Annotated in this window: 19 protein-coding genes and 3 pseudogenes; 11 read left to right on the top strand and 11 right to left on the bottom strand. The window is 71.1% G+C overall.

Going from position 1 to position 21,691, the window contains the following annotated elements; genetic code table 11:
* Positions 1 to 23: 23 nt before the first annotated feature.
* The gene (locus tag AC07FA_RS09145) at positions 24 to 986 is read right to left on the bottom strand and encodes a LysR family transcriptional regulator (protein ID WP_479074165.1); all 963 of its coding nucleotides are present in this window, start codon (positions 984 to 986) and stop codon (positions 24 to 26) included.
* A gap of 91 nt (positions 987 to 1,077) precedes the next feature.
* Between AC07FA_RS09145 and AC07FA_RS09140 the strand changes: the two genes are divergently transcribed.
* Positions 1,078 to 1,818, top strand: coding sequence for a class I SAM-dependent methyltransferase (locus tag AC07FA_RS09140; RefSeq protein ID WP_479074163.1), 741 nt, complete (start codon positions 1,078 to 1,080; stop codon positions 1,816 to 1,818).
* Between the two features lie 53 nt (positions 1,819 to 1,871).
* On the opposite strand, the gene AC07FA_RS09135 is transcribed toward AC07FA_RS09140, so the two are convergent.
* The gene (locus tag AC07FA_RS09135; protein WP_479074161.1) at positions 1,872 to 2,723 is read right to left on the bottom strand and encodes a Rossmann-fold NAD(P)-binding domain-containing protein; all 852 of its coding nucleotides are present in this window, start codon (positions 2,721 to 2,723) and stop codon (positions 1,872 to 1,874) included.
* Between the two features lie 81 nt (positions 2,724 to 2,804).
* On the opposite strand from AC07FA_RS09135, the gene AC07FA_RS09130 reads away from it, so the two are divergent.
* Together AC07FA_RS09130 and AC07FA_RS09125 are read left to right on the top strand one after the other, a co-directional pair.
* Entirely contained in the window at positions 2,805 to 3,794 is a 990-nt protein-coding gene (locus AC07FA_RS09130) for an AraC family transcriptional regulator (protein ID WP_479074160.1), read from the top strand.
* A 20-nt stretch (positions 3,795 to 3,814) separates the two neighbouring features.
* Entirely contained in the window at positions 3,815 to 4,759 is a 945-nt protein-coding gene (locus AC07FA_RS09125) for a class I SAM-dependent methyltransferase (RefSeq protein WP_479074159.1), read from the top strand.
* Between the two features lie 4 nt (positions 4,760 to 4,763).
* On the opposite strand, the gene AC07FA_RS09120 is transcribed toward AC07FA_RS09125, so the two are convergent.
* The 5 genes from AC07FA_RS09120 to AC07FA_RS09100 all read right to left on the bottom strand — a co-directional run bounded on the left by AC07FA_RS09120 (position 4,764) and on the right by AC07FA_RS09100 (position 9,994).
* The gene (locus AC07FA_RS09120; RefSeq protein ID WP_479074158.1) at positions 4,764 to 5,384 is read right to left on the bottom strand and encodes a hypothetical protein; all 621 of its coding nucleotides are present in this window, start codon (positions 5,382 to 5,384) and stop codon (positions 4,764 to 4,766) included.
* 95 nt (positions 5,385 to 5,479) lie between these two features.
* A complete protein-coding gene (locus AC07FA_RS09115; RefSeq protein WP_479074156.1) occupies positions 5,480 to 5,962 on the bottom strand; it encodes an RICIN domain-containing protein in 483 nt (160 codons plus the stop codon).
* 122 nt (positions 5,963 to 6,084) lie between these two features.
* Positions 6,085 to 6,921 (bottom strand): aldo/keto reductase, encoded by an 837-nt coding sequence (locus tag AC07FA_RS09110; protein WP_479074154.1) that lies wholly within the window; start codon positions 6,919 to 6,921, stop codon positions 6,085 to 6,087.
* A 109-nt stretch (positions 6,922 to 7,030) separates the two neighbouring features.
* Entirely contained in the window at positions 7,031 to 8,830 is a 1,800-nt protein-coding gene (locus AC07FA_RS09105) for an AMP-dependent synthetase/ligase (RefSeq protein ID WP_479074153.1), read from the bottom strand.
* Between the two features lie 279 nt (positions 8,831 to 9,109).
* The gene (locus tag AC07FA_RS09100) at positions 9,110 to 9,994 is read right to left on the bottom strand and encodes a LysR substrate-binding domain-containing protein (RefSeq protein WP_479074151.1); all 885 of its coding nucleotides are present in this window, start codon (positions 9,992 to 9,994) and stop codon (positions 9,110 to 9,112) included.
* Between the two features lie 116 nt (positions 9,995 to 10,110).
* Between AC07FA_RS09100 and AC07FA_RS09095 the strand changes: the two genes are divergently transcribed.
* Positions 10,111 to 11,130: a bile acid:sodium symporter family protein gene (locus AC07FA_RS09095; protein ID WP_479074149.1), complete on the top strand. Its 1,020-nt coding sequence runs from the start codon at positions 10,111 to 10,113 to the stop codon at positions 11,128 to 11,130.
* Between the two features lie 96 nt (positions 11,131 to 11,226).
* Here AC07FA_RS09095 and fdhD read toward each other — a convergent pair whose 3' ends face one another.
* The 4 genes and pseudogenes from fdhD to AC07FA_RS09075 form a co-directional block, all read right to left on the bottom strand.
* Positions 11,227 to 12,075: a formate dehydrogenase accessory sulfurtransferase FdhD gene (gene fdhD, locus AC07FA_RS09090; RefSeq protein ID WP_479074148.1), complete on the bottom strand. Its 849-nt coding sequence runs from the start codon at positions 12,073 to 12,075 to the stop codon at positions 11,227 to 11,229.
* Between the two features lie 5 nt (positions 12,076 to 12,080).
* Positions 12,081 to 12,221: pseudogene (locus tag AC07FA_RS09085) on the bottom strand (2Fe-2S iron-sulfur cluster-binding protein); the annotation flags it as partial.
* Positions 12,222 to 12,306: 85 nt separating this feature from the next.
* Positions 12,307 to 12,834: pseudogene (locus AC07FA_RS09080) on the bottom strand (molybdopterin-dependent oxidoreductase); the annotation flags it as partial.
* A pseudogene (locus AC07FA_RS09075) lies at positions 12,807 to 13,199 on the bottom strand (ketopantoate reductase family protein); the annotation flags it as partial. The pseudogenes AC07FA_RS09080 and AC07FA_RS09075, both read right to left, overlap by 28 nt.
* 153 nt (positions 13,200 to 13,352) lie before the next feature.
* On the opposite strand from AC07FA_RS09075, the gene AC07FA_RS09070 reads away from it, so the two are divergent.
* The 7 genes from AC07FA_RS09070 to AC07FA_RS09040 all read left to right on the top strand — a co-directional run bounded on the left by AC07FA_RS09070 (position 13,353) and on the right by AC07FA_RS09040 (position 21,690).
* Entirely contained in the window at positions 13,353 to 14,303 is a 951-nt protein-coding gene (locus tag AC07FA_RS09070; RefSeq protein WP_479074147.1) for a beta-ketoacyl-ACP synthase III, read from the top strand.
* A gap of 64 nt (positions 14,304 to 14,367) precedes the next feature.
* Positions 14,368 to 15,045, top strand: a complete 678-nt coding sequence (locus tag AC07FA_RS09065) for a GntR family transcriptional regulator (protein ID WP_479074146.1) — start codon at positions 14,368 to 14,370, stop codon at positions 15,043 to 15,045.
* Between the two features lie 276 nt (positions 15,046 to 15,321).
* Positions 15,322 to 16,503, top strand: a complete 1,182-nt coding sequence (locus AC07FA_RS09060; protein ID WP_479074145.1) for an ROK family transcriptional regulator — start codon at positions 15,322 to 15,324, stop codon at positions 16,501 to 16,503.
* Between the two features lie 219 nt (positions 16,504 to 16,722).
* Complete coding sequence (locus AC07FA_RS09055) at positions 16,723 to 18,222, top strand: sugar ABC transporter ATP-binding protein (RefSeq protein WP_479074144.1); 1,500 nt, start codon at positions 16,723 to 16,725, stop codon at positions 18,220 to 18,222.
* On the top strand, positions 18,219 to 19,271 hold the full coding sequence (locus AC07FA_RS09050) for an ABC transporter permease (RefSeq protein WP_479074142.1): 1,053 nt from the start codon (positions 18,219 to 18,221) through the stop codon (positions 19,269 to 19,271). Before AC07FA_RS09055 ends, AC07FA_RS09050 begins: the two co-directional genes overlap by 4 nt.
* Before the next feature lie 68 nt (positions 19,272 to 19,339).
* Positions 19,340 to 20,386, top strand: a complete 1,047-nt coding sequence (locus tag AC07FA_RS09045) for a substrate-binding domain-containing protein (RefSeq protein WP_479074140.1) — start codon at positions 19,340 to 19,342, stop codon at positions 20,384 to 20,386.
* 71 nt (positions 20,387 to 20,457) lie between these two features.
* Positions 20,458 to 21,690 (top strand): Gfo/Idh/MocA family protein, encoded by a 1,233-nt coding sequence (locus AC07FA_RS09040; RefSeq protein WP_479074139.1) that lies wholly within the window; start codon positions 20,458 to 20,460, stop codon positions 21,688 to 21,690.
* Position 21,691 lies beyond the last annotated feature (1 nt).

Genomic DNA, 21,691 nt, shown 5'->3' with positions numbered 1-21,691 from the left:
CCCCTGTCACACACGGTCGTGGCTCAGGGCGCGACGCCGAACCGCGGGTGGACCGCGAGCCATCCGGCGTACGTGCCGCTGCGCTCCACCGCCTCCGCGTACGCCGCCCTGGCGTACCCGCCGACGGCGTCGGCCGCACCGTCGGCGGCCGGTGAACGCGGGTGCCAGCCGAGCAGATGACGCCAGCTCAGCGGCGAACCGGTGACCGGCCGGGTCACGAGACCCGGTGTCGGCGGGAACGTCGCCCGGCACAGCCCGACCGCCCGCCCCACCTGCACCAGATGGACGACGGACGCCGTGTCCGTCTCGTACACCGACACCGGGGTGAAACCGGCCCGTGCGCACGCGGTGGCGAAACAGTCCGCGAAGCAGCCGTCGCCCGGGACGTCCGCCCAGCACTCGCCGGCCAGCGCGGACAGCTCCAGTTCGGGCCGGCCCGCCAGAGGGTGGCTCTCCGGCAGCATCACGAACACCGGGTCGACGCCGACGACCCGCCAGCTGAGCCGGTCCGGCTCGGGCGGCGGACTCTCGCCGCACGCGCCGATCAGCGCGAAGTCGAGCCGTCCACCGACCAGCAGGGAGGCGATCTCCGCCACCGACCAGCTGGTGTACGTGGACACGGGCGCCCCCGGATGGGCGGCGGCCAGACGGTCGACGAGTCCGCCGAGCAGCGGGCCGTGCGTCCCACCGAGGCGGAAGCGCTCCATCGACCCCCGGGCATGGGCGAACCGCACGGCCTCCTCCTGGAGTTCGCTCACGGCGGGCAGCACCACCCTGGCCCGTTCGAGCACCAGTTCACCGAGCGGAGTGGGCCGGCAGCCCGTGTGGTCGCGGTCGAAGAGCGGTCCGCCGAGTGCCTTCTCGATCCGCCGCAACTGGGCACTCAGCGCGGGCTGCGCCAGCCCCAGGGAGGCGGCGGCCTTGGTGAGGCTCCCGGTGTCGGCGATGGCACGTACGGTCCGCAGATGGCGCAACTCCAGCTCCATGACCGCACGTTATGGGCCGGGGGATGCGGCGGCAATACGCGCGTGTCCTTCCTGCCCCGCGATGCCGGACCTGTGTCCTACAGTCATTCATGTGCTGGACTACAACATCGAGGCAGCGGTCTACGACACCACGCGCGGCGGCGTGCCCCGCGCCGAGGCCGCGGCCCGTGCCGTTCTCGGCCTGATCCCTCCCACCGCCCGCACCCTGCTGGACATCGGCTGCGGTACGGGTCTCGTGACCGAACGCATGGCGCTCGGCCGCCCCGGCCTCCGGGTGATCGGCGCCGACGCCTCCCACGGCATGGCGCGGATGGCGCGGCAGCGGGTCGCCGCGGTGACACTCGCCGACGTACGGCGGCTGCCGCTGGCCGACGCCACCGTCGATGCCGTCAGCGCGGTCTGGCTGCTGCATCTGCTGCGGTCCGAGGGCGCCGTACGGGACGTGGTGGCGGAGGCGGCCCGGGTCCTGAGACCGGGCGGAGTCCTCGTCACCACGGTCGACAAGGACGCGGGGCACGACGTGGGAAGCGATATCGACGAGCTCTTCGGCCCCTACCTCACGTCGGACCCGTCGGACGGTGCGGAGAAGGTCGGCGGATACGGGGAGCGGTACGGCCTGGAGTGGGTGGGGGAGGCCCTGTTCCTCGGTCATGGCCAGGGGCGCTCCCCGCTGACCACGGCCAGGGCGGTGCGCCAGGGGAAGTTCGCCTCGCGGCTCGCTCTGCCCGGGAACGCGGCCGAACGGCTCGCGATGCGCCTCACCGGCCTGCCGGAGCCGGACCTGCCGCGCCCCGACCCCGCGTTCCGTCTGCTGGCCTTCCGCCGCGCCTGACGGCGCGGCCGGCACCCGCCGCCGCCCTCCCGCCCCCGTCACACCCGCCCCCGTCACACCCGCCAGGCGCCGTCCCCGGCGGCCTCCCTGACGAAGGTGCCGAAGTCCTTCGGTTCCCGGCCCAGGAACCGCTTCACGCCGTCCGTCGTCACCGCGTTGTGGCCGTCCAGCAGCATCGTGAACAGCTCGGCCAGAAAGCCCGCTTCGGGCTCCGGCATGCCGTACTCCGCCAGCGCCGCCGCGTACTGCGGCCCCGTCACCGGGACGTACCGCACCTCACGCCCCGTCACCTCAGTGATCTCCGAAGCCACCTCGTCGAAGGTCAGCAGCCGGGGCCCGGTCAGTTCGTGCACCCCCTCCTCGGGTCCGCCACCGGTGAGCGCGGCGACGACCACGTCCGCCAGGTCGTCGGCATCCACGAACGGCTCCGCGGTGGTTCCGGCCGGGAACACCAGCTCACCGCCCCGCACCCCGTCCACCAGAGCGCCCTCGCTGAAGTTCTGCGCGAAGAACGCCGACCGCAGAACGGTGAGCGCCACGCCTCGGGCCGCTCCGCGCAACGCCTCCTCCGCGACGACCGCCTGCGGCTCGCCGCGCCCGGAGAGCAGCACCACCCGTCGTACACCGCTCTCCGCGGCGATCCGGCCGAACGCGGCCATGGCCTCCGCGGCGCCGGGCGCGGCGAGGTCGGGGTAGTACGCGACGTACGCCGCGTCCGCGCCACGCAGCGCCGCTTCCCAGCCCGCCTCGTCCTCCCAGTCGAACGGGACATCGCCGCCGCGCGAGCCCGACCGCACCGGGACTCCGAGAGCGGTGAGCCGCTCCACCACCCGGCGGCCGGTCTTGCCCGTGCCGCTCGTCACCAACACTGTGTCCTGCTGCGGGTTTTCCGTCTGCGTTTTCATGACTCAAGGTTCGCCCGGCGGCCCTGCCCGCGACATCCTCGACCGTCTCGCCTCCATGCGCGTGCGTCTACGCTGGCGCGCATGGACGCACTCGCCGGACTGCTGGACGGACCGCGGGCCCGGGGCGCCTTCCTGCTCCGGATGGTCATGGAGCCGCCCTGGTCGGTACGGATCGAGGACCGGGCCCCGCTCTGCCTGATGTCCATGACCCGGGGCGAGGCGTGGATCGTGCCCGCAGACGGGCGGGAGCCCGTCCTGCTGCGCCCCGGCGACATCGCGATCGCCCGCGGCCCCGAGCCGTACACCGTCGCCGACGCTCCCGGCACCTCGCCGCGCTCCCGTATCGGCCCGGGAGGTGTCTGCACCACGCTGTACGGGGAGCCGCTCTCCGATTCCATGCGTCTGGGCGTACGGACCTGGGGCAACGCCCCCGCCGGGTCGGCGACGATGCTCATCGGGACCTACCTCCTCGAAGGTGAGATCAGCCGGCGGCTCCTCGACTCGCTGCCCGCGCTGCTCGTCCTGCGCGCCGACGCCAGGACCGGGCCGTTGCTGCGTCTGCTCGACGACGAGATCTCCCAGGATGAGCCGGGCCAGAGCGTCGTGCTGGACCGGCTGCTCGATCTGCTGCTGATCGCCGGTCTGCGCACCTGGTTCGCCCGGCCCGGTGGCCAGGCACCTGCCTGGTACGTGGCGATGGGCGATCCGGTCGTCGGACAGGCGCTGCGGCTCCTCCAGGACGATCCGGCCCGTCCGTGGACGGTCGCCGGTCTGGCCGCCGCGACCGGAGTCTCCCGGGCGGCGCTGGCACGCCGGTTCACCGAACTGGTCGGGGAGCCCCCGATGGCGTATCTGACGGGCTGGCGCTTCGCCGTCGCCGCCGATCTGCTGCGGGGCACCGACGCGACGGTGGAGGCGGTCGCGCGGAAGGTCGGCTACAGCGGTTCCTTCGCCTTCAGCAGCGCCTTCAAGCGCGTGCGGGGCATGAGCCCGCAGGAGTACCGCGGCGCGCCACCCGGCACCCTGGAGACCGGCTTGCCGAACCAGCAAAGAAGTTTGCCCAGGGCGTGACTCCCGTGCAGGCTGACGCCATGACCAACCACACCGAGCACGGACACGACGGACACCACAAGCAGGCGCAGGGGCACGGCCACGCCGCACACGGCCACGGCCACGGTCACGGACCCGGTGCCGGCGACTTCGACTGGGACGTGATGGGTCCCATGCTGGAGCAGGAGGCCGAGCTCGGCCTCGGGCAGTACGAGGAGGCGGCCCGCTGGGTCGCCGGACTCCGGACCGGCTCCGAGGTGCGCCGCGTCCTCGACATCGGCAGCGGTCCCGGCGTGGTCACCTGCCTGCTCGCCGAGGTGTTCCCGGCGGCCGAGGTCGTCGCGGTGGATGCCACCCCCGCCCTCCTGGAGCGCGCCGCAGCCCGCGCGCGACGCCTCGGTCTCGGCGACCGGGTGCGGACCCTGCACGCCGAACTGCCGGACGACCTGGGCGCTTTGGAGGAGGCCGACCTGATCTGGGCGGGCAACTCGCTGCACCACATGGGCGACCAGCGCGGTGTGCTGGCCGGGTTCGCGGGACTGCTGCGCCCCGGGGGCGCCGTCGCGCTCGTCGAGGGCGGGCTTCCCACCCGTCAGCTGCCGCGCGACATCGGCTTCGGCAGGCCCGGCCTGGAGGCCCGCCTCGACGCGGCTTCCGCGGACTGGTTCGCGGACATGCGGGGATCCCTGCCGGACACCAAGCAGGAGACCGAGGACTGGAACGCCCTGTTCGGCGCGGTGGGTCTGAAGCCGCGGAGCACCCGCAGCTTCCTGCTCGACCTGCCCGCCCCGCTCTCCGCGACCGCCCGCGAGCACGTCGTGGCGAGCTTCGCCCGCCAGCGGGAGATGTTCGAGGGCCGGCTGACGGCCGAGGACATCGCCGTACTCGACCGGCTGCTCGACCCGGCCGACCCGGCCGGGCTGCACCACCGCGACGACGCCTTCATGCTCGCGGCCCGCACGGTACACGTGGCCGCGCGAGGCTAGCGGCTCAGTGTCCGCCGCGCGGCTCCACGCAGCCGCCCTCCATGTACGGGCCGTGGGCCTCGACGTTCACGGGCGGGCCCACACCGCCGCTGACGCACGGGGCGCCGCCGGGAACGGAGAGGCTGAAGCCGAGCGCGTGGCCCGCCCCGTACACCTGGGTGCTTTCGGCCGGATAACCGAGGCCCTCCAGGACGGCTCGCAGGGCCTGCTCGTCCGACGGGCCGGACCCGCCGGTCTCGCGCAGGGCGTCGGTGATCCGGTCGGCGTGGGCCTCCCCGCGGCATTGCTGTTCGGGGCTGAGCGGCGCCTGCTGCTTGAAGGCGTGGTTCTCCCGGTAGCGGGCCGCCTCGGGGTCCTCGGACTCCTCGGGCCCCGTGCCCGCCGCCCCGCTGGGAGAAGGACTCGGGACGACGTCCGCGCAGCGCGCCGCCACGTCCCGGAACTTCTTGTCGTGCTTCGCGCGGGCCGCATCGGCCAGCTTCTCGTAGTCCTGCGCGGTGGACGGCCGGGCACCGGCGGACGAGGCGCCGCCGGAGGGGCTGTCGGCCGAGGACACGACCCGTTCGGTGCCGCAGCCGGTCACCAGGAGCAGACCGGCAGCCACGGCCAGCGGTAGACGTCTCACGAGGGCACTCCATTTCCGTACGGCAGGGGCCGGTCGATTGTGGGATGAACGGATGGTCGTGGTCATGAGTACGCGTACTCATGACCACGACCCCGCTAAGCCGCGCCGGAGTCGGGCACCGGCTCCAACTGCCACCACTGACCGGGGGAGTCGGTGTCCTCCCACTGCTGGACGTTGGCCCCGTCCTCCGTGCTCGCACCGGCGACCTCCAGGACGAGGCCGCTGATGAAACTGACGAGGGTGACGGTGCCGGGTGTCTCCAGGTGCTGTTCGATCAGCCACTCCTGGGCGCCGAAGTTGTTGGCCCTCCACTGCTGGATGTTGGCACCGTTCTCCGTGGAGGCGTTGGCGACGTCCAGACGTTTGCCGCTGTGCGCGTTGACCAGATGATGGAGCGCCGCACCGTCGTGCACGGGCGCGATCCGCCAGTGCTGCGCGGCCGAACCGTTCTCCTTGCCCTGCTGCACGTTGGCGCCGCCGCCCTTCGCCGCGCCGTACACCTCCAGCAGGAGGCCGCTGGCCACATTGCGCAGGCGGTAGGTGCCCGCTTCCACGACGGGCGCGGTGTCGGCGCTCATGTTCCGTACTCCTTCGGCGTGTTCGGACGGCGGAGGCCAGTATCCACCGGTGGCGGACGCACGACGCCGCCGCCGGCCCGTAAAGGCCGACGGCGGCGTGGCAGCACCGGGTGCCCGGTGGATCAGGCGTCGTAGTCGAACTCCGCCGGGTCCGGACCGAGGCGCTTGCCCTCGTCCAGAGCGGCGAACGCCGCGAGGTCGTCGTCGTCCAGCTCGAAGCCGAACACGTCGAGGTTCTCCACGATCCGCGACGGGGTCACGGACTTCGGGATCACCACGTTGCCCGTCTGGAGGTGCCAGCGCAGCACCACCTGGGCGGGCGTCCGGCCGTGCTTCCGGGCGATCGCGACGACGGTCGGGACCTCCAGGAGGCCCTTGCCCTGACCCAGCGGCGACCACGCCTCGGTGGCGATGCCGTGCTGGGCGTGGAAGGCACGCAGTTCGGCCTGCTGGAGCTGCGGGTGCAGTTCGACCTGGTTGACCGCGGGGACCACGGAGGTCTCGGCGATCAGGCGCTCCAGGTGCGCGGGCAGGAAGTTCGACACGCCGATGGCCTTGGTGCGGCCGTCCGCGAGAATCTTCTCCAGGGCCTTGTACGTGTCCACGTACGCGTCCTTGACCGGCAGCGGCCAGTGGATCAGGTACAGGTCGACGTAGTCGAGACCCAGCTTGTCGAGCGACGCGTCGAAGGCGCGCAGCGTCTTGTCGTAGCCCTGCTCGCTGTTCCACAGCTTGGTGGTGACGAACAGCTCGTCACGGGCGACACCGGAGGCGGCGATGGCCTTGCCGGTGCCTGCTTCGTTCTCGTAGATCGCGGCGGTGTCGATGCTCCGGTACCCGGACTCGATGGCCGTGGCCACCGCTTTCTCCGCCTCGTCGTCCGGCACCTGCCAGACACCGAAACCGAGCTGCGGCATGTCGACACCGTTGTTGAGGGTGAGGGAGGGGACCTGGCTCACGAGCGGTCGATCCTTACGTTGTCGGTTGGTACTCCGAGTGTCAACGATCACGGAGGCGTACGCATTCCCGCCCCCGCGCATTCCCGCTCGCGCGAGCGGGACACGCGGTTCAGCGATAGAGCGCGTCGACCTCGGCCACGTACGCCGTCTCGATCGCCTTGCGCTTCAGCTTCAGCGAAGGGGTGAGCAGCCCGCGCTCCTCGGTGAACTGGTGCGCCAGTATCCGGAACGTACGGATGGACTCGGCCTGCGACACCGCCGTGTTGGCGGCCACGACCGCGCGGCGGACCTCCATCTCCAGATCCGGGTCCCGCACCAGTTCCTCCGGGCTCAGCGGCGAGCGGCCCTGCATGGCGAGCCAGTGGTCCACGGACTCCTGGTCCACGGTCACCAGCGCCGCGATGTACGGACGGTCGTTGCCGACGACGATGCACTGCGCCACCAGCGGATGTGCCCGCACCCGCTCCTCGAGACCCACCGGTGACACGCTCTTGCCGCCCGAGGTCACCAGGATCTCCTTCTTCCGCCCGGTGATCGTCAGATAGCCGTCCTCGTCGAGCGCACCGAGGTCGCCGGTGGCCAGCCAGCCGTCGCGGAGCGTCGCCTCGGTGGCCTTCGGGTCGCCCAGATAGCCGGAGAAGATGTTCGCACCGTGCACCCACACCTCGCCGTCGTCGGCGATGTGCACGGTCGAGCCGGGGATCGGCTGCCCGACGGTGCCGTAGCGGGTGCGTTCCGGCGGGTTCGCGGTCGCCGCGGCGGTGGACTCGGTGAGGCCGTACCCCTCGTAGACGAGGACGCCGGCGCCCGCGAAGAACAGGCCGAGCCTGCGGTCCATCCCGGAGCCGCCCGACATCGCGTGCCGCACCCGGCCGCCCATCGCGTCGCGGACCTTCTTGTAGACCACCTTGTCGAAGAACTGGTGCTGCATCCGCAGTCCGGCGGAGGGGCCGGGTCCGGTACCGAAGGCGCGGTGCTCCATGGCCTCCGCGTACTTCACCGCGATCTCGACGGCCTTCTCGAACGGCCCCAGCCGGCCCTCCGCCTCGGCCTTGCGCCGGGCCCCGTTGAAGACCTTCTCGAAGATGTACGGGACGGCGAGGATGAACGTCGGCCGGAACGAGACCAGGTCCGGCATCAGGGCGCGCGCCGAGAGCTCCGGCTGATGGCCCAGCTTCACCCGGCCCCGCAGCGCCGCGATCTCCACCATCCGGCCGAAGACGTGGGCCAGCGGGAGGAAGAGCAGGGTCGCGGCCTCGTCGCCCGGCTTGGAGTGGAACACCGGCTCCCACCGGCTGACCATGGTGTCGGACTCGAACATGAAGTTGGCGTGCGTGATCACGCATCCCTTGGGGCGGCCCGTGGTGCCCGAGGTGTAGATCACCGTCGCCACCGACTCCGGCGTCACGGCACGGCGGTGCCGGTGCACCACCTCCTCCTCGATCTGCTCGCCCGCCGCGACGAGCTCGCCCACCGCGTCGGCGTCCAGCTGCCACAGCCGCTTCAGATGGGGGAGCCGGTCGACGACCGAGCCGATGGTCATCGCGTGGTCCTCGTGCTCGACCATGACGGCGGTGACCTCGGCGTCATGGAGCATCCACAGCACCTGCTCGGCGGATGACGTGGGGTAGACCGGTACCGACTGGGCCCCGACGGTCCACACCGCGAAGTCGAAGAGCGTCCACTCGTAGCGCGTACGGGACATCAGGGCGATGCGGTCGCCGAACCGGACGCCGTGGGCGATCAGCCCCTTGGCGAGGGCCAGCACCTCGTCGCGGAATTTCGCGGCGGTGACATCGCGCCAGTGTCCGGACGCGTCCTTGCGCCCCAGCGCGATCCGGTGCGGATCGTCCTCGGCGTTGTCGAACACGGCATCGGCGAGACCGCCGACGTGGGGCGCGGCCGCCATGGGTGGGACAGTGAATTCGCGCAATGAACTGCTCCTCGTGGCCTCCGCACAGCGCCGCGACGCTACCCCACCGGGCGCTGTCACGGGAGAGTGTGAAGCCTCCGTAAAGCGTGGCATCTGCACAGGTCAGCCGTAGAAATCCGGCCAAGTGGGCAAGGCACGGGCACACTTCCGACCACGGAGTATGGGGCTTGCGCCCGAATCTCCACCGAATCTGTACACCACGATCACTCCCACTCTGTACGGGTACACGGCTCTTGTCCGCATACGGCCGCGCCGTCACGCGGACTCCCGGCCGCCGATTCCCCGGTGCAGCCGGTCGCCGCCCGCCAGGATCGCCGCGGCCAGGGCGTCGGCCGCCTCCTGCGCCCCGCCCCGGTTCCTGCCGTGCAGCAGGACGAAGTCCACGTCGCCGAGCTCCGGCAGTCCCGCCCTGGCCGGCACCGGGGCCAGTCCGGGCGGGATCAGCCCGCGGGTGTGCGCCATGACCCCCAGGCCCGCGCGGGCCGCCGCGACCAGTCCGCTCAGACTGGTGCTCGTGCAGGACACCCGCCAGGACCGGCCGTGCTCCTCCAGGACCTCCAGGGCCCGGGCGCGGGTGATCCCGGGCGGCGGGAAGACGATCAACGGCACGGGGCGGTCCGGGTCGATCCGCAGCTGCGGTGCGCCGATCCAGGCGAGCGCGTCCCGCCAGACGAGCTCGCCGTGTGTGTCGCCCGTGCGCCGCTTGGCCAGCACCAGGTCGAGCCGGCCCGCCTCCAGCTGCTGGTGCAGGGTCCCCGACAGCTCCACGGTCAGTTCCAGTTCGACCTCAGGGTGGTCGCGCCGGAACGATTCCAGGATCTCCGGCAGTCTGGTGAGGACGAAGTCCTCGGACGCGCCGAACCTCAGCCGGCCGCGCAGCCGGGTGCCGGTGAAGAAGGCCGACGCGCGCTCGTGCGCCTGGAGGATCGACCGGGCGAAGCCGAGCATCGCCTCGCCGTCCTCGGTGAGATCGACGCTGTGGGTGTCCCGGGCGAACAGCTGCCGCCCGGTCGCGTCCTCAAGCCGCCGCACGTGCTGGCTGACCGTGGACTGGCGGACGCCGAGTCTGCGAGCGGCCTGCGTGAAGCTCAGGGTCTGCGCGACGGCGAGGAAGGTGCGGAGCTGCGCGGGGTCGTACATGGGCGCAGGTTATCGCGATCCGTGATCACAGTCAGAGCGGTATGCGGGATTCCCGATCGCGATGACCGGGAGCACGATGGAGAGGGCACGACCTGACCGAGAGACACGTGGAGCACATGAGCCGCCGCACCCTGAAGCCGCCGTCCTGGCTGCCGATCGACCCGTACATCCTGGCGTTGGTCGGGACGGTCGTGCTCGCGGCGCTGCTGCCCGCGTCCGGAAGCGCGGCGGAGGTGGCGGGCGGGGCGTCCACCGGAGCGGTCGCCCTCCTCTTCTTCCTCTACGGCGCCCGGCTCTCCACCGCCGAAGCGCTCGAAGGGCTGAAGCACTGGCGCCTCCATCTCACCGTCCTGGCCTGCACGTTCGTCGCGTTCCCGCTGCTCGGACTGGCCAGCGGGGGACTCGTGCCGTACGTCCTGACGCCTCAGCTCCAGGAAGGCCTGCTCTTCCTCTGCCTGGTCCCCTCGACCATCCAGTCCTCGATCGCGTTCACCTCGATCGCCCGCGGCAACGTGCCGGCGGCGATCTGCGCGGGCTCCTTCTCCAGCATCGCCGGGATTCTCCTCACCCCGCTGCTCGCCGGCCTGCTGCTCGGCGGGAGCGGTGGCGGCTTCTCGGCCGACGGGCTGCTGAAGATCGTCCTCCAGCTGCTCGTGCCGTTCCTCGCCGGGCAGGTGCTGCGCCGTTGGATCGGCGGCTTCCTCGTCCGCCACAAGAAGGTCCTCGGCTTCGTGGACCGCGGATCGATCCTGCTGGTCGTCTACACGGCGTTCAGCGAGGGCATGGTCGCCGGCATCTGGCACCAGGTCACTCCGGCCCGCCTCGGTGCGCTGCTCGCCACCGAAGCGGTGCTGCTCGCGCTGATGCTCACCCTGACCTGGTACGGAGCCAAGCGCCTCGGATTCGGCCGGGGGGACCGGATCGCCATCCAGTTCGCCGGGTCGAAGAAGAGCCTGGCGGCCGGGCTGCCGATGGCGAGCGTCCTGTTCGGCGCGCACGCGAGCCTCGCGGTGCTGCCGCTGATGCTCTTCCACCAGATGCAGCTGATGGTCTGCGCGGTGATCGCGAAACGGCGCTCGCGCGACCCGCTGCCGACGAGCGGCGCGGCGGCGCAGGAGACCGTCGGCGTGGGCTGAGACCGCCTCTCCGGGGTGGCCCCGGCAGGGTCCGGCCGGCGCAGGGGGCGCTCCCCGCCGGCCGGACCCCTGACCCGTGCAGCGGGCGGGGCCGCCTCAGCCCTTGCCGGCCGTCGCCTCCAGGGCGATGCGGTGCTCACCCGCGTACACGTTCATGGACGGGCCCCGGAGGAAGCCGACCAGGGTCAGTCCGCTCTCGGCCGCCAGATCGACGGCCAGCGACGACGGCGCGGAGACGGCGGCGAGCATCGGGATACCCGCCATCACCGCCTTCTGCGCGAGTTCGAAGGACGCCCGGCCCGACACCAGCAGGATCGCCCGCGAGAGCGGCAGCCGGTGGTCGGTGAGGGCCCGGCCGACGAGCTTGTCGACCGCGTTGTGCCGTCCGACGTCCTCCCGGATGTCGAGCAGTTCGCCCGTCTCCGAGAACAACGCCGCCGCGTGCAGACCCCCGGTCCTGTCGAACACCCGTTGTGCCTCGCGCAACCGGTCGGGGAGGCCGGCGAGCAGTTCGGGAGCCACCCGGACCGGGGGAGTATCGGCGACGGGATGACGCGTCGTGGTGCGGACGGCGTCGAGGCTCGCCTTGCCGCAGAGACCGCACGACGACGTGGTGTAGACGTTGCGTTCGAGCGTGATGTCGGGGATCACGACCCCCGGCGCGAGTCTCACGTCCACCACGTTGTACGTGTTGACGCCGTCGGCCGTCGCCCCGGCGCAGTACACGATCGACTGCACCTCGGAGCCTTCGCCGATCACGCCCTCGCTCACCAGGAAGCCCGCCGCCAGGGCGAAGTCGTCGCCGGGGGTACGCATCGTGATGGCGAGCGGCTTGCCGTTCAGCCGGATCTCCAGCGGCTCCTCGGCGACCAGTGTGTCGGGGCGGGTGGAGACGGCCCCGTCACGGATGCGGATGGTGCGGCGGCGCTCGGTGACCCGTCCCATGGCGGTTAAACCCGATTCTGTACGTGTTGGTAGCCGAAACGGCCCTTGATGCAGAGGTTGCCGTGGGTCACCGGGTTGTCGTGCGGCGAGGTGACCTTGACGATCTCATTGTCCTGCACATGGAGGGTGACGTTGCAGCCGACGTGCTCCAGGACCGGCAGGACGTTGACGAGTGTCTCGACGTTGTTGACGGCGGTCGGCTTGCCGAAGAGTCCCTTCTCGACGGGGAACGGCGAGCGGGATGTCGGTGCCGACGTCGAGGCCGAGCCAGCTCTCCGCCCACTCCGCGGTCGAGGTGCGGCGCGGGTCGACGGCGTACATCCGGGCCCCGTTGCGGATGCCCTTCAGGACGTGCTTACAGGTGCGGTTGCAGGAGTCGACGTTGTTGGTCCCCATCACCACCCGGGTGAACTTCTGGGCCACGTAGTTCATCTCGTTGGTGGCCCGGGCACAGGACAGCATCGCGAAGGCGTCGGGGCCGTACGTCTCCCGGGTCTGCCGGAATCCGGCAGCCGCGCGGTTCAGCGCCTCAGCCCAGCTCGCGCGGCGCAGGGTCCCGCCCTCGTCGCGTACCAGTGGGTGGGTCAGTCGTTCGTACGTCTTCGGCTGCCGGCCGCTGCGGCGCCCGCCGCCGTTGCCGGTGGTGCGGCTGATGCTCATGGCGCGCTCCCTGCTGGGGCGGAGGAGGTAGTGGCGAGGAGGTCGGCGAGCGCGTGCACGGCGCGCAGCGTCGGGCCCGCGAGGCCGTGGAAGTACCACCAGGGGATGCCGTTCTGCGCGGCGATCACGGCGGTGCGGTCGTGCATGAGCGGATGGACCAGGGGGCCCGACACCGCGTACGAGTTGGCTTTCAGGCCGAGGAACACATAGTCGACGGGTCCGACGTCCGAGGGGTCGTCGGTGGCCGAGGGGCGCGCCGTGAAGTCGCCGCGCGGACTGAGGACGCGTACGCCGTCGCGGCGCATGGCCGCCAGGTGCGGACCCCGGGCGATGAGATGGACCTCGGCGCCGACGCGGTGGAGCGCGGCCCCGACATAGGCACCGATGGCTCCGGCACCGACAACTGCGACTTTCACGGGGCTCTCCGTTCGGTGAGAGGACCGAGCGAGGTGTAAAGTCGACAGAATATTGTCTACAGTATGCGGTCCGGAGGGTCAAGGCTGTTGTCAAGGCTCCAACGCCCGGCCCGGAATCCTGTGGGGTTACGTGTCCTCGTACCGGACAGTAGCGACCAAGACTGGATGGTTCCTGCCATACGTAGCGAGGGGAACCCGTACATGACCGGCTCACGTGTCGTGGCGCTCGGCCACTATCAGCCCGCCAAGGTGCTCACCAACGACGATCTGGCCGCCATGGTCGACACCAGCGACGAGTGGATCACCAGTCGTGTCGGCATCAAGACCCGTCATGTGGGTGGTCCCGACGAGCCGGTGGACGAGATGGCCGCACACGCGGGAGCCAAGGCGCTGGCCGCGGCCGGCCTGCTGCCCTCGGACATCGATCTGGTCCTGGTGGCCACCTCCACGGCCATCGACCGCTCGCCGAGCATGTCCGCGCGGGTCGCGGCGCGGCTCGGCATGGGCTCGCCCGCCGTCATGGACATCAACGTGGTCTGTTCCGGCTTCACGCACGCCCTGGCGACCGCGGACCACGCGATCCGGGCCGAGGCCGCCACGCGGGTCCTGGTCATCGGCGCCGACAAGATGGCCGACATCGCCGACTGGACCGACCGCACCACCTGCGTCCTGCTCGGTGACGGCGCGGGCGCGGCGGTCGTCGTCGCGGACTCCGGGACGGGCGACCGCCCCGGAATCGGCCCGGTCCTGTGGGGCTCGGTGCCCGAGATGGGCAACGCCGTACGCATCGAGGGCACCCCGCCGCGTTTTGCCCAGGAGGGCCAGTCCGTCTACCGCTGGGCCACCACGCAGCTGCCGCCGATTGCCCGCAAGGTATGCGAAAAGGCGGGGATCGCCCCCGAGGACCTCGCCGGGGTGGTGCTGCATCAAGCCAATTTGAGGATCATCGAACCGGTCGCGAAGAAGATCGGCGCGATCAACGCGGTCATCGCCCGGGATGTGGTGGATTCCGGTAATACATCCGCGGCTTCCATCCCGATGGCGCTCTCCAAGCTGGTGGAGCGCGGGGAGATCGAGAGCGGTGCTCCGGTGCTGCTTTTCGGCTTCGGCGGCAACCTCTCGTACGCCGGTCAAGTGATCCGCTGTCCCTGACCCGCATTGTGCTCGGTAGACTGTAGACGATAAGCAATTGCTCGTCGCCTGGAGGGGGACCGCGATGTTGTCCACAGGACTGCCGCAAGGGGCTGTGCCGAAGCTGGAACGGCCCGGTCCGCTGCGCGAGCGTGTCTACGAGGCGCTGCTCGAACTGATCACCACGCGAGCGCTGCGACCCGGCCAGCACCTGGTCGAGAGCGAACTCGCGGGGCATCTCGGAGTGTCCAGGCAGCCGGTGCGCGAAGCGCTCCAGCGGCTGAACACCGAGGGCTGGGTCGACCTGCGCCCCGCGCAGGGCGCCTTCGTCCACGAGCCCACCGAGCAGGAGGCGGACCAGCTGCTCTCGGTCCGTACGCTCCTGGAGGCCGAGGCGGCCAGGCTCGCCGCCGCCAACTCGGGCACGGCGGGCATCGCGGCGCTCGAAGAGCTCTGCGCCAAGGGCGAGCAGGCCGTGGCCGACGACGACGTGGACCTGGCGGTCGCCACCAACGCCGCCTTCCACGCCAAGGTCATGGAGCTGGCCGGAAACGTGGTCCTCGCCGAACTGGCCGGGCAGGTCGACCGCAGGGTCCGCTGGTACTACACGCCGGTGGCCCGCCAGCGCGGCACCCAGTCGTGGATCGAGCACCGCGCGCTGATCGCGGCGATCTCCTCACGGGACGAGCAGCGGGCCACGGAGGTCATGCGCGCGCACACGGAGCACACGCGCGAGACGTACCACCGCCGCGAAGAGGCGTAGAAGAGCCGGGACAGGGGTGCGCGGCGAGGCGCGGCAGCGCACGCCGGGCACGCCGTCGGATCGGACTGATGGGGTATCGGGACCTCCCGGTGCCCCATCGGTGTGTCCGGACCGGACCGCCCGCCAGAGCGGTGGGCGCCATGCCTTTGTCCTGGGTGTGGAGAAAGTTGGAGCGGATTGCTGCGCAACTTCTTCCCACTCCGGGAAAGCGCTGCTACGTTCCCCTCCAAAGCCCGACGGACTGTCCGATGTGGCGGGGAGGGACGTGTGAGACGCATGACGGCTCGGCCCGCGAACGCGCATCAGGCGCGACTGCTACGGCTGTTGCGCGACGGCGGTCCCAACTCCCGTGCGCAGCTCGGCGACGAGGTCGACCTCTCGCGTTCCAAACTCGCCGTCGAGGTGGACCGGCTGCTGGAGACGGGCCTCGTCGTGGCCGACGGACTCGCCGCCTCGCGCGGCGGACGCCGCTCCCACAACATCCGGCTCGCCCCGGCACTCCGGTTCCTCGGCGTCGACATCGGTGCCACATCCATCGATGTGGCCGTCACCAACGCCGAGTTGGAGGTCCTCGGGCACCTCAACCACCCCATGGACGTACGCGAGGGTCCCGTCGCCGTCTTCGAGCAGGTGCTGTCGATGGCGGCCAAGCTCCGGGCCTCCGGGCTCGCCGAGGGCTTCGACGGCGCGGGCATCGGCGTACCGGGCCCCGTCCGCTTTCCCGAAGGCGTGCCGGTCGCGCCGCCGATCATGCCCGGCTGGGACGGCTTCCCGGTCCGCGAGGCGCTCAGCCAGGAGCTGGGCTGCCCCGTCATGGTCGACAACGACGTGAACCTCATGGCGATGGGGGAGCAGCACGCGGGCGTCGCACGCTCCGTGGGCGACTTCCTCTGCGTCAAGATCGGTACGGGTATCGGCTGCGGCATCGTCGTCGGCGGCGAGGTCTACCGCGGTACGACGGGCAGCGCCGGGGACATCGGCCACATCCAGGTGGAACCGGACGGCCGGGCCTGCGCCTGCGGCAACCGGGGCTGCCTGGAAGCCCACTTCAGCGGCGCGGCGCTCGCCCGCGACGCGGAGGACGCGGCGCGCTCCGGGCAGTCGGCGGAGCTCGCGGCCCGGCTCGAAGCGGCCGGCCGGCTCAACGCCGTCGACGTCGCTGCCGCCGCCGCGGCCGGTGACGCCGCCGCTCTCGACCTGATCCGTGAGGGCGGCAACAGGGTCGGCCAGGTCATCGCCGGACTCGTCAGCTTCTTCAACCCCGGTCTGGTGGTGATCGGCGGCGGTGTGACCGGCCTCGGTCACAACCTCCTCGCCAGTGTCCGCACCCAGGTCTACCGGCAGTCCCTGCCGCTGGCCACCGGCAACCTTCCCATCGTGCTGGGGGAGCTGGGACCGGCCGCCGGAGTGATCGGCGCCGCCCGGCTCATCAGCGACCACCTGTTCTCACCGGCCTGATCCTCGGACCGGTCAGCACCACGGCACGTCCGCACCAGAGCACATCCAGCTCGTCCGGCTCATCCAGTACCTCCCGCGCCTCGCCCTGCCCACTCACCGGCCCAGCACCCGCCGAGGGGATTCGTCATGGCACCAGAACCGGCATCGCCGTCGGTACCGGCACCGGAACCAGCACAGGTCCCGGCCCCGGAAACAGCACCCGAACGACCCCTGCTCACCATGTCCGGCATCACCAAGTCCTTCCCCGGAGTGCGCGCCCTGGACGGCGTGGACCTGGAAGTACAGGCCGGCGAAGTCCACTGCCTCCTCGGGCAGAACGGCGCCGGCAAGTCCACCCTCATCAAGGTGCTGGCCGGAGCCCACCAGCCCGACGGCGGCGAGATCACCTGGCGCGGCGCACCCGTCGCGCTCAGGTCGCCCATCGCCGCGATGCGCCTCGGGATCGCCACCATCTACCAGGAACTCGACCTGGTGGAAGGCCTGTCGGTCGCCGAGAACATCTTCCTCGGACACGAACCGACCACCGCGGGCTTCGTCGTCCGCACCCGTGAGGCCCGCACCGCGGCGGGCGAGCACCTCAAACGCCTCGGCCACCCGGAGATCGACCCCGCCCGCGCGGTCGGCGACCTCTCCGCCGCACAGCAGCAGATCGTCTCCATGGCCCGGGCGCTCTCCCACGACGTACGGCTCATCGTGATGGACGAACCGTCGGCCGCCCTCGACCCGGACGAGGTCGACAACCTCTTCCGGATCGTCGACGGGCTCACCGCCGAAGGCGTCGCCGTCGTCTACATCTCCCACCGGCTGGAGGAGATCCGCCGTATCGGCGACCGGGTGACCGTACTCAAGGACGGCAGGGCCGTCGCCGTGGGGCTTCCCGCCACGTCCACACCCACGCGCGACATCGTTGCCATGATGACCGGCCGCAACGTCGAGTACGTCTTCCCCGAACGCACCGCGGACACGGCCGGGCGGGCCGCCACGCAGCCCGTACTCACCGTCGAAGGGCTGTCCAGGAAGGGCGAGTTCGAACCGCTCGACCTCGAACTGCGGCCGGGCGAGATCGTCGGTCTCGCCGGACTGGTGGGCTCCGGACGCTCCGAGATCCTGGAGACCGTCTTCGGCGCGCGCAAGCCCACCACGGGGCGGGTCACCGTCGGCGGCAAGCCACTGCGCCCCGGCAGCGTCCGCGCCGCGGTGGCCGCCGGAATCGGGCTGGCACCCGAGGAACGCAAGGCGCAGGCGCTGCTGCTGACCGAATCGGTCACCCGTAACGTCTCCGTCTCCTCCCTCTCCCGCTTCGCCCGGGGCGGCTGGCTCGACCGGGGGGCCGAACGGAAGGCCGCCAGGGCCGCCACCCAGGAGCTCTCGCTGCGGCCCGACAACCCGGACGCGGCCGTCCGCACCCTCTCCGGCGGCAACCAGCAGAAAGCGGTCCTGGCCCGCTGGCTGCTGCGCGGCTGCCGGGTCCTGCTCCTCGACGAACCCACCCGCGGTGTCGACGTCGGCGCCCGCGCCGAGCTGTACGCCGTGATCCGCCGGCTGGCCGACGACGGCCTCGCCGTACTGCTCGTCTCCAGCGAGGTACCCGAAGTGCTGGGACTCGCCGACCGGGTGCTGGTGCTCCGCGAGGGCCGCGTCGTGCACGCGGCCGACGCCGGGGAGCTGGACGAGCACCGCGTACTCGATCTCGTGATGGAAGGGAGCCCGGCATCATGACGCAGCCCGTCTCTTCGGCGCAGCACAACGGGCCGGACAAGGGGGTCCTGAGCGGCCCGGCCGACGCCCCGCCCTCGAAGAAGGAGGGAGGCCGGCGCGCGTTCGGTCTGCGCGCCGACGTCCGTAACCTGTCGTTGCTCGGCGTACTCGCCGTGCTGATCGCCGTCGGCGGCATCACCGAACCGGACGCCTTCCTGGACACCGGCAACCTTCAGCTGATCCTGACGCAGGCGTCCGTCATCGGAGTCGTCACCGTCGGCATGACCTTCGTCATCACCAGCGGAGGCATCGATCTGTCGGTGGGCGCGATGGTGGCCCTCGCCTCCGTCTGGGCGACGACGCTCGCCACCCAGGAGTACGGCTTCACGGGCATCCTGTTCACCGCCGTGATCGTCGGACTCGCGGCAGGACTCGTCAACGGGCTCCTCATCGCGTACGGCGGAATGGTGCCGTTCATCGCGACGCTGGCCATGCTCGCGTCGGCCCGCGGGCTCGCCCTCCAGATAACCGACGGCAAGACACAGATCGTCACCGTGCCGTCCGTCCTCGACCTGGGCCTCCCCGACTCGTACATCCTGGGCATCCCGCCGCTGGTCCTGGTCTTCGCCGCGGTCACCCTCGCCGGCTGGCTGATCCTGAACCGGACGACCTTCGGGCGTCGTACGGTCGCGGTCGGCGGCAACGCGGAAGCGGCCCGGCTGGCCGGCATCGACGTCCGCCGCCAGCGGCTCTACCTCTACCTGCTCTCCGGACTCTGCTGCGGCATCGCCGCCTTCATGCTGATCATCCTGTCCGGATCGGGCCAGAACACCAACGGCAACCTCTACGAGCTGGACGCCATCGCCGCGGCCATCATCGGCGGCACCCTTCTCAGCGGCGGACGCGGCACCATCGTCGGTTCCGTCCTGGGCGTCCTCGTCTTCACCACGATCACCAACATCTTCGCGCTCAACAACCTGCAGAGCGATGTCCAGCAGATCGCCAAGGGCGCGATCATCGTCGCCGCCGTCCTGGTCCAGCGCCGCACGCTGCGCAACGGAGAGACCTGATCCAGCGGTCCTCCCCGCCACCACCCGCTGTTCCGTACGCACCGCACCGGATGAAGGGTTTGACAGCCATGCCAGAAACCAGCCGCAGAGGACTGCTCTTCGGCACCGCAGCCGTCTCCGCGGGCGCCTTCCTCACCGCCTGCACCAGCAACGAGCCCAAGAAGTCAGCCGACGACTCGGTCGCGCAGAGCAATCAGCCCGCCGCGGACGACAAGCCCGGCAAGCCCGTCACCATCGGCTTCGCCGGACCCCAGGCCGACCACGGCTGGCTCAACGCGATCAACGTCAACGCCAAGTCGCGGGCCGAGAAGTACTCCGAAGTGACCTTGGAGATCACCGAGGGATCCAACGACACGGCCGTCCAGATCGGCCAGGTCAAGACCCTCATCAACAAGAAGGTCGACGTCCTCGTCATCCTGCCCGCGGACGGCAAGGCGCTCACCCAGGTGGGCCTCGAAGCGATGAGGGCGGGCATCCCGGTCATCAACCTGGACCGCATCTTCGCCTCCCCGCAGGCGTACCGCTGCTGGGTCGGTGGCGACAACTACGGCATGGGGCTCAACGCCGGTCACTACATCGGAGAACAGCTCAAGGGGAAGTCGGACGCCAAGGTCGTCGAGCTGGCCGGCATCGACAGTCTGGAACTCACCAAGCAGCGCAGCCAGGGCTTCGCCGACGCCCTGAAGAACTACTCCAACGTCAAGCTGGTGGCCCGTCAGGCGGCCGACTTCACCGTGGAGTCGGGGCAGGCCAAGATGGCCCAGCTCCTCCAGGCGCAGAAGAAGATCGACGCCCTGTGGAACCACGACGACGACCAGGGAGTCGGCGCGCTGCGCGCCATCCAGCAGGCAGGACGCGACGAGTTCATCATGGTCGGCGGCGCGGGGGCCAAGTCGGCGATGGACGCCATCAAGGCCGGCAACAGCGTCCTCAAGGCGACCGTCCTGTATCCGCCGACGATGGCCGCGTCCGCCATCGACCTGGCGCGCGCCCTGGGACAGAGCAAGGGCATCGGGGGTCTCTCCGAACTGGAGATCCCGACCTCGCTCACTCTCTACTCGGCCGTGGTCACCAAGGAGAACATCGACCAGTACCTGCCGACGGGCTTCAGCTGATCCGGCCGTAGGAGGGAGCTGACCGCCCCTCCTGCCGTGCCCACCGAACGACCGACGAGGAGGAAGCCCGGATGTCCCGTAGGGAAGAGACGGAGCAGGAGGCCGCAGCGCCGCCGACACAGGCGCCGGACACGGCGACGCTCGGAGTCGGCATGGTCGGATACGCGTTCATGGGGGCCGCCCACTCGCAGGGGTGGCGCACCGCGGGACACGTCTTCGACCTGCCGATGCGGCCCGCTCTTGCCGCGATCTGCGGACGCGACCGGACCGCGGTCGACGCCGCCGCCGCCAGACACGGCTGGGCGGCGGCGGAGACCGACTGGCGCGCCCTGATCGCCCGGGACGACGTACAGCTGGTGGATATCTGCACCCCCGGCGACAGCCACGCGGAAATCGCCATCGCCGCCCTCGAAGCGGGCAAGCACGTGCTGTGCGAGAAGCCGCTCGCCAACACGGTCGCCGAGGCGGAGGCCATGGTGGCGGCCGCGGAACGGGCGGCCGCGCGCGGCCAGCTGGCCATCGTGGGCTTCAACTACCGCAAGGTGCCCGCGATCACCTATGCCCGCACCCTGATCGCGCAGGGCCGGCTCGGCGCCCTGCGGCACGTACGGGCCACGTACCTCCAGGACTGGCTGGTCGATCCCGAATCGCCCCTCACCTGGCGGCTCAAGCGCGAGCAGGCCGGGTCCGGCGCGCTGGGCGACCTGGGGGCGCACATCGTGGACCTCGCCCAGTACCTGACGGGGGAACCGCTGGTGGGGGTGTCGGCGGTCAGCGAGACCTTCGTACGGACCCGGCCCGTGCTCGCCGGGCCCGGGGCCGGGCTCTCGGGCGCCGCGGACAGTACCGCACGGGGGGCGGTCACCGTCGACGACGCGGCCCTGTTCACGGGCCGGCTCGCCTCCGGGGCGCTGGCCTCCTTCGAGGCGACCCGGATGGCGGCGGGCCGCAAGAACGCGTTGCGCCTGGAGATCAACGGGGAGCTCGGCTCGCTCGCCTTCGATCTGGAACGGCTCAACGAACTCTCCTTCCACGACCACACCGAACCGGCGGTGAGCGCGGGGTTCCGGCGCATCCTCGTCACCGAACCCCAACATCCCTACCTGGAGGCGTGGTGGCCGCCGGGCCACGGCCTCGGCTACGAGCACACCTTCGTCCACCAGGCCGCGGACGTGGTGCGCACGATCGCCGCAGGGTCGGCACCCGTGCCGTCGTTCGCCGACGGACTCCAGGTGCAGCGGGTGCTCGCCGCCGTCGAGGAGAGCGCCGAGAAGAACTCCGTCTACACCCCGGTCCCGTTCTAGG

This window comes from Streptomyces sp. NPDC045968 (assembly GCF_056430475.1).
The sequence above is the reverse complement of the archived record's forward strand: the minus strand, read 5'-3'. Positions and strand labels throughout refer to the sequence as shown.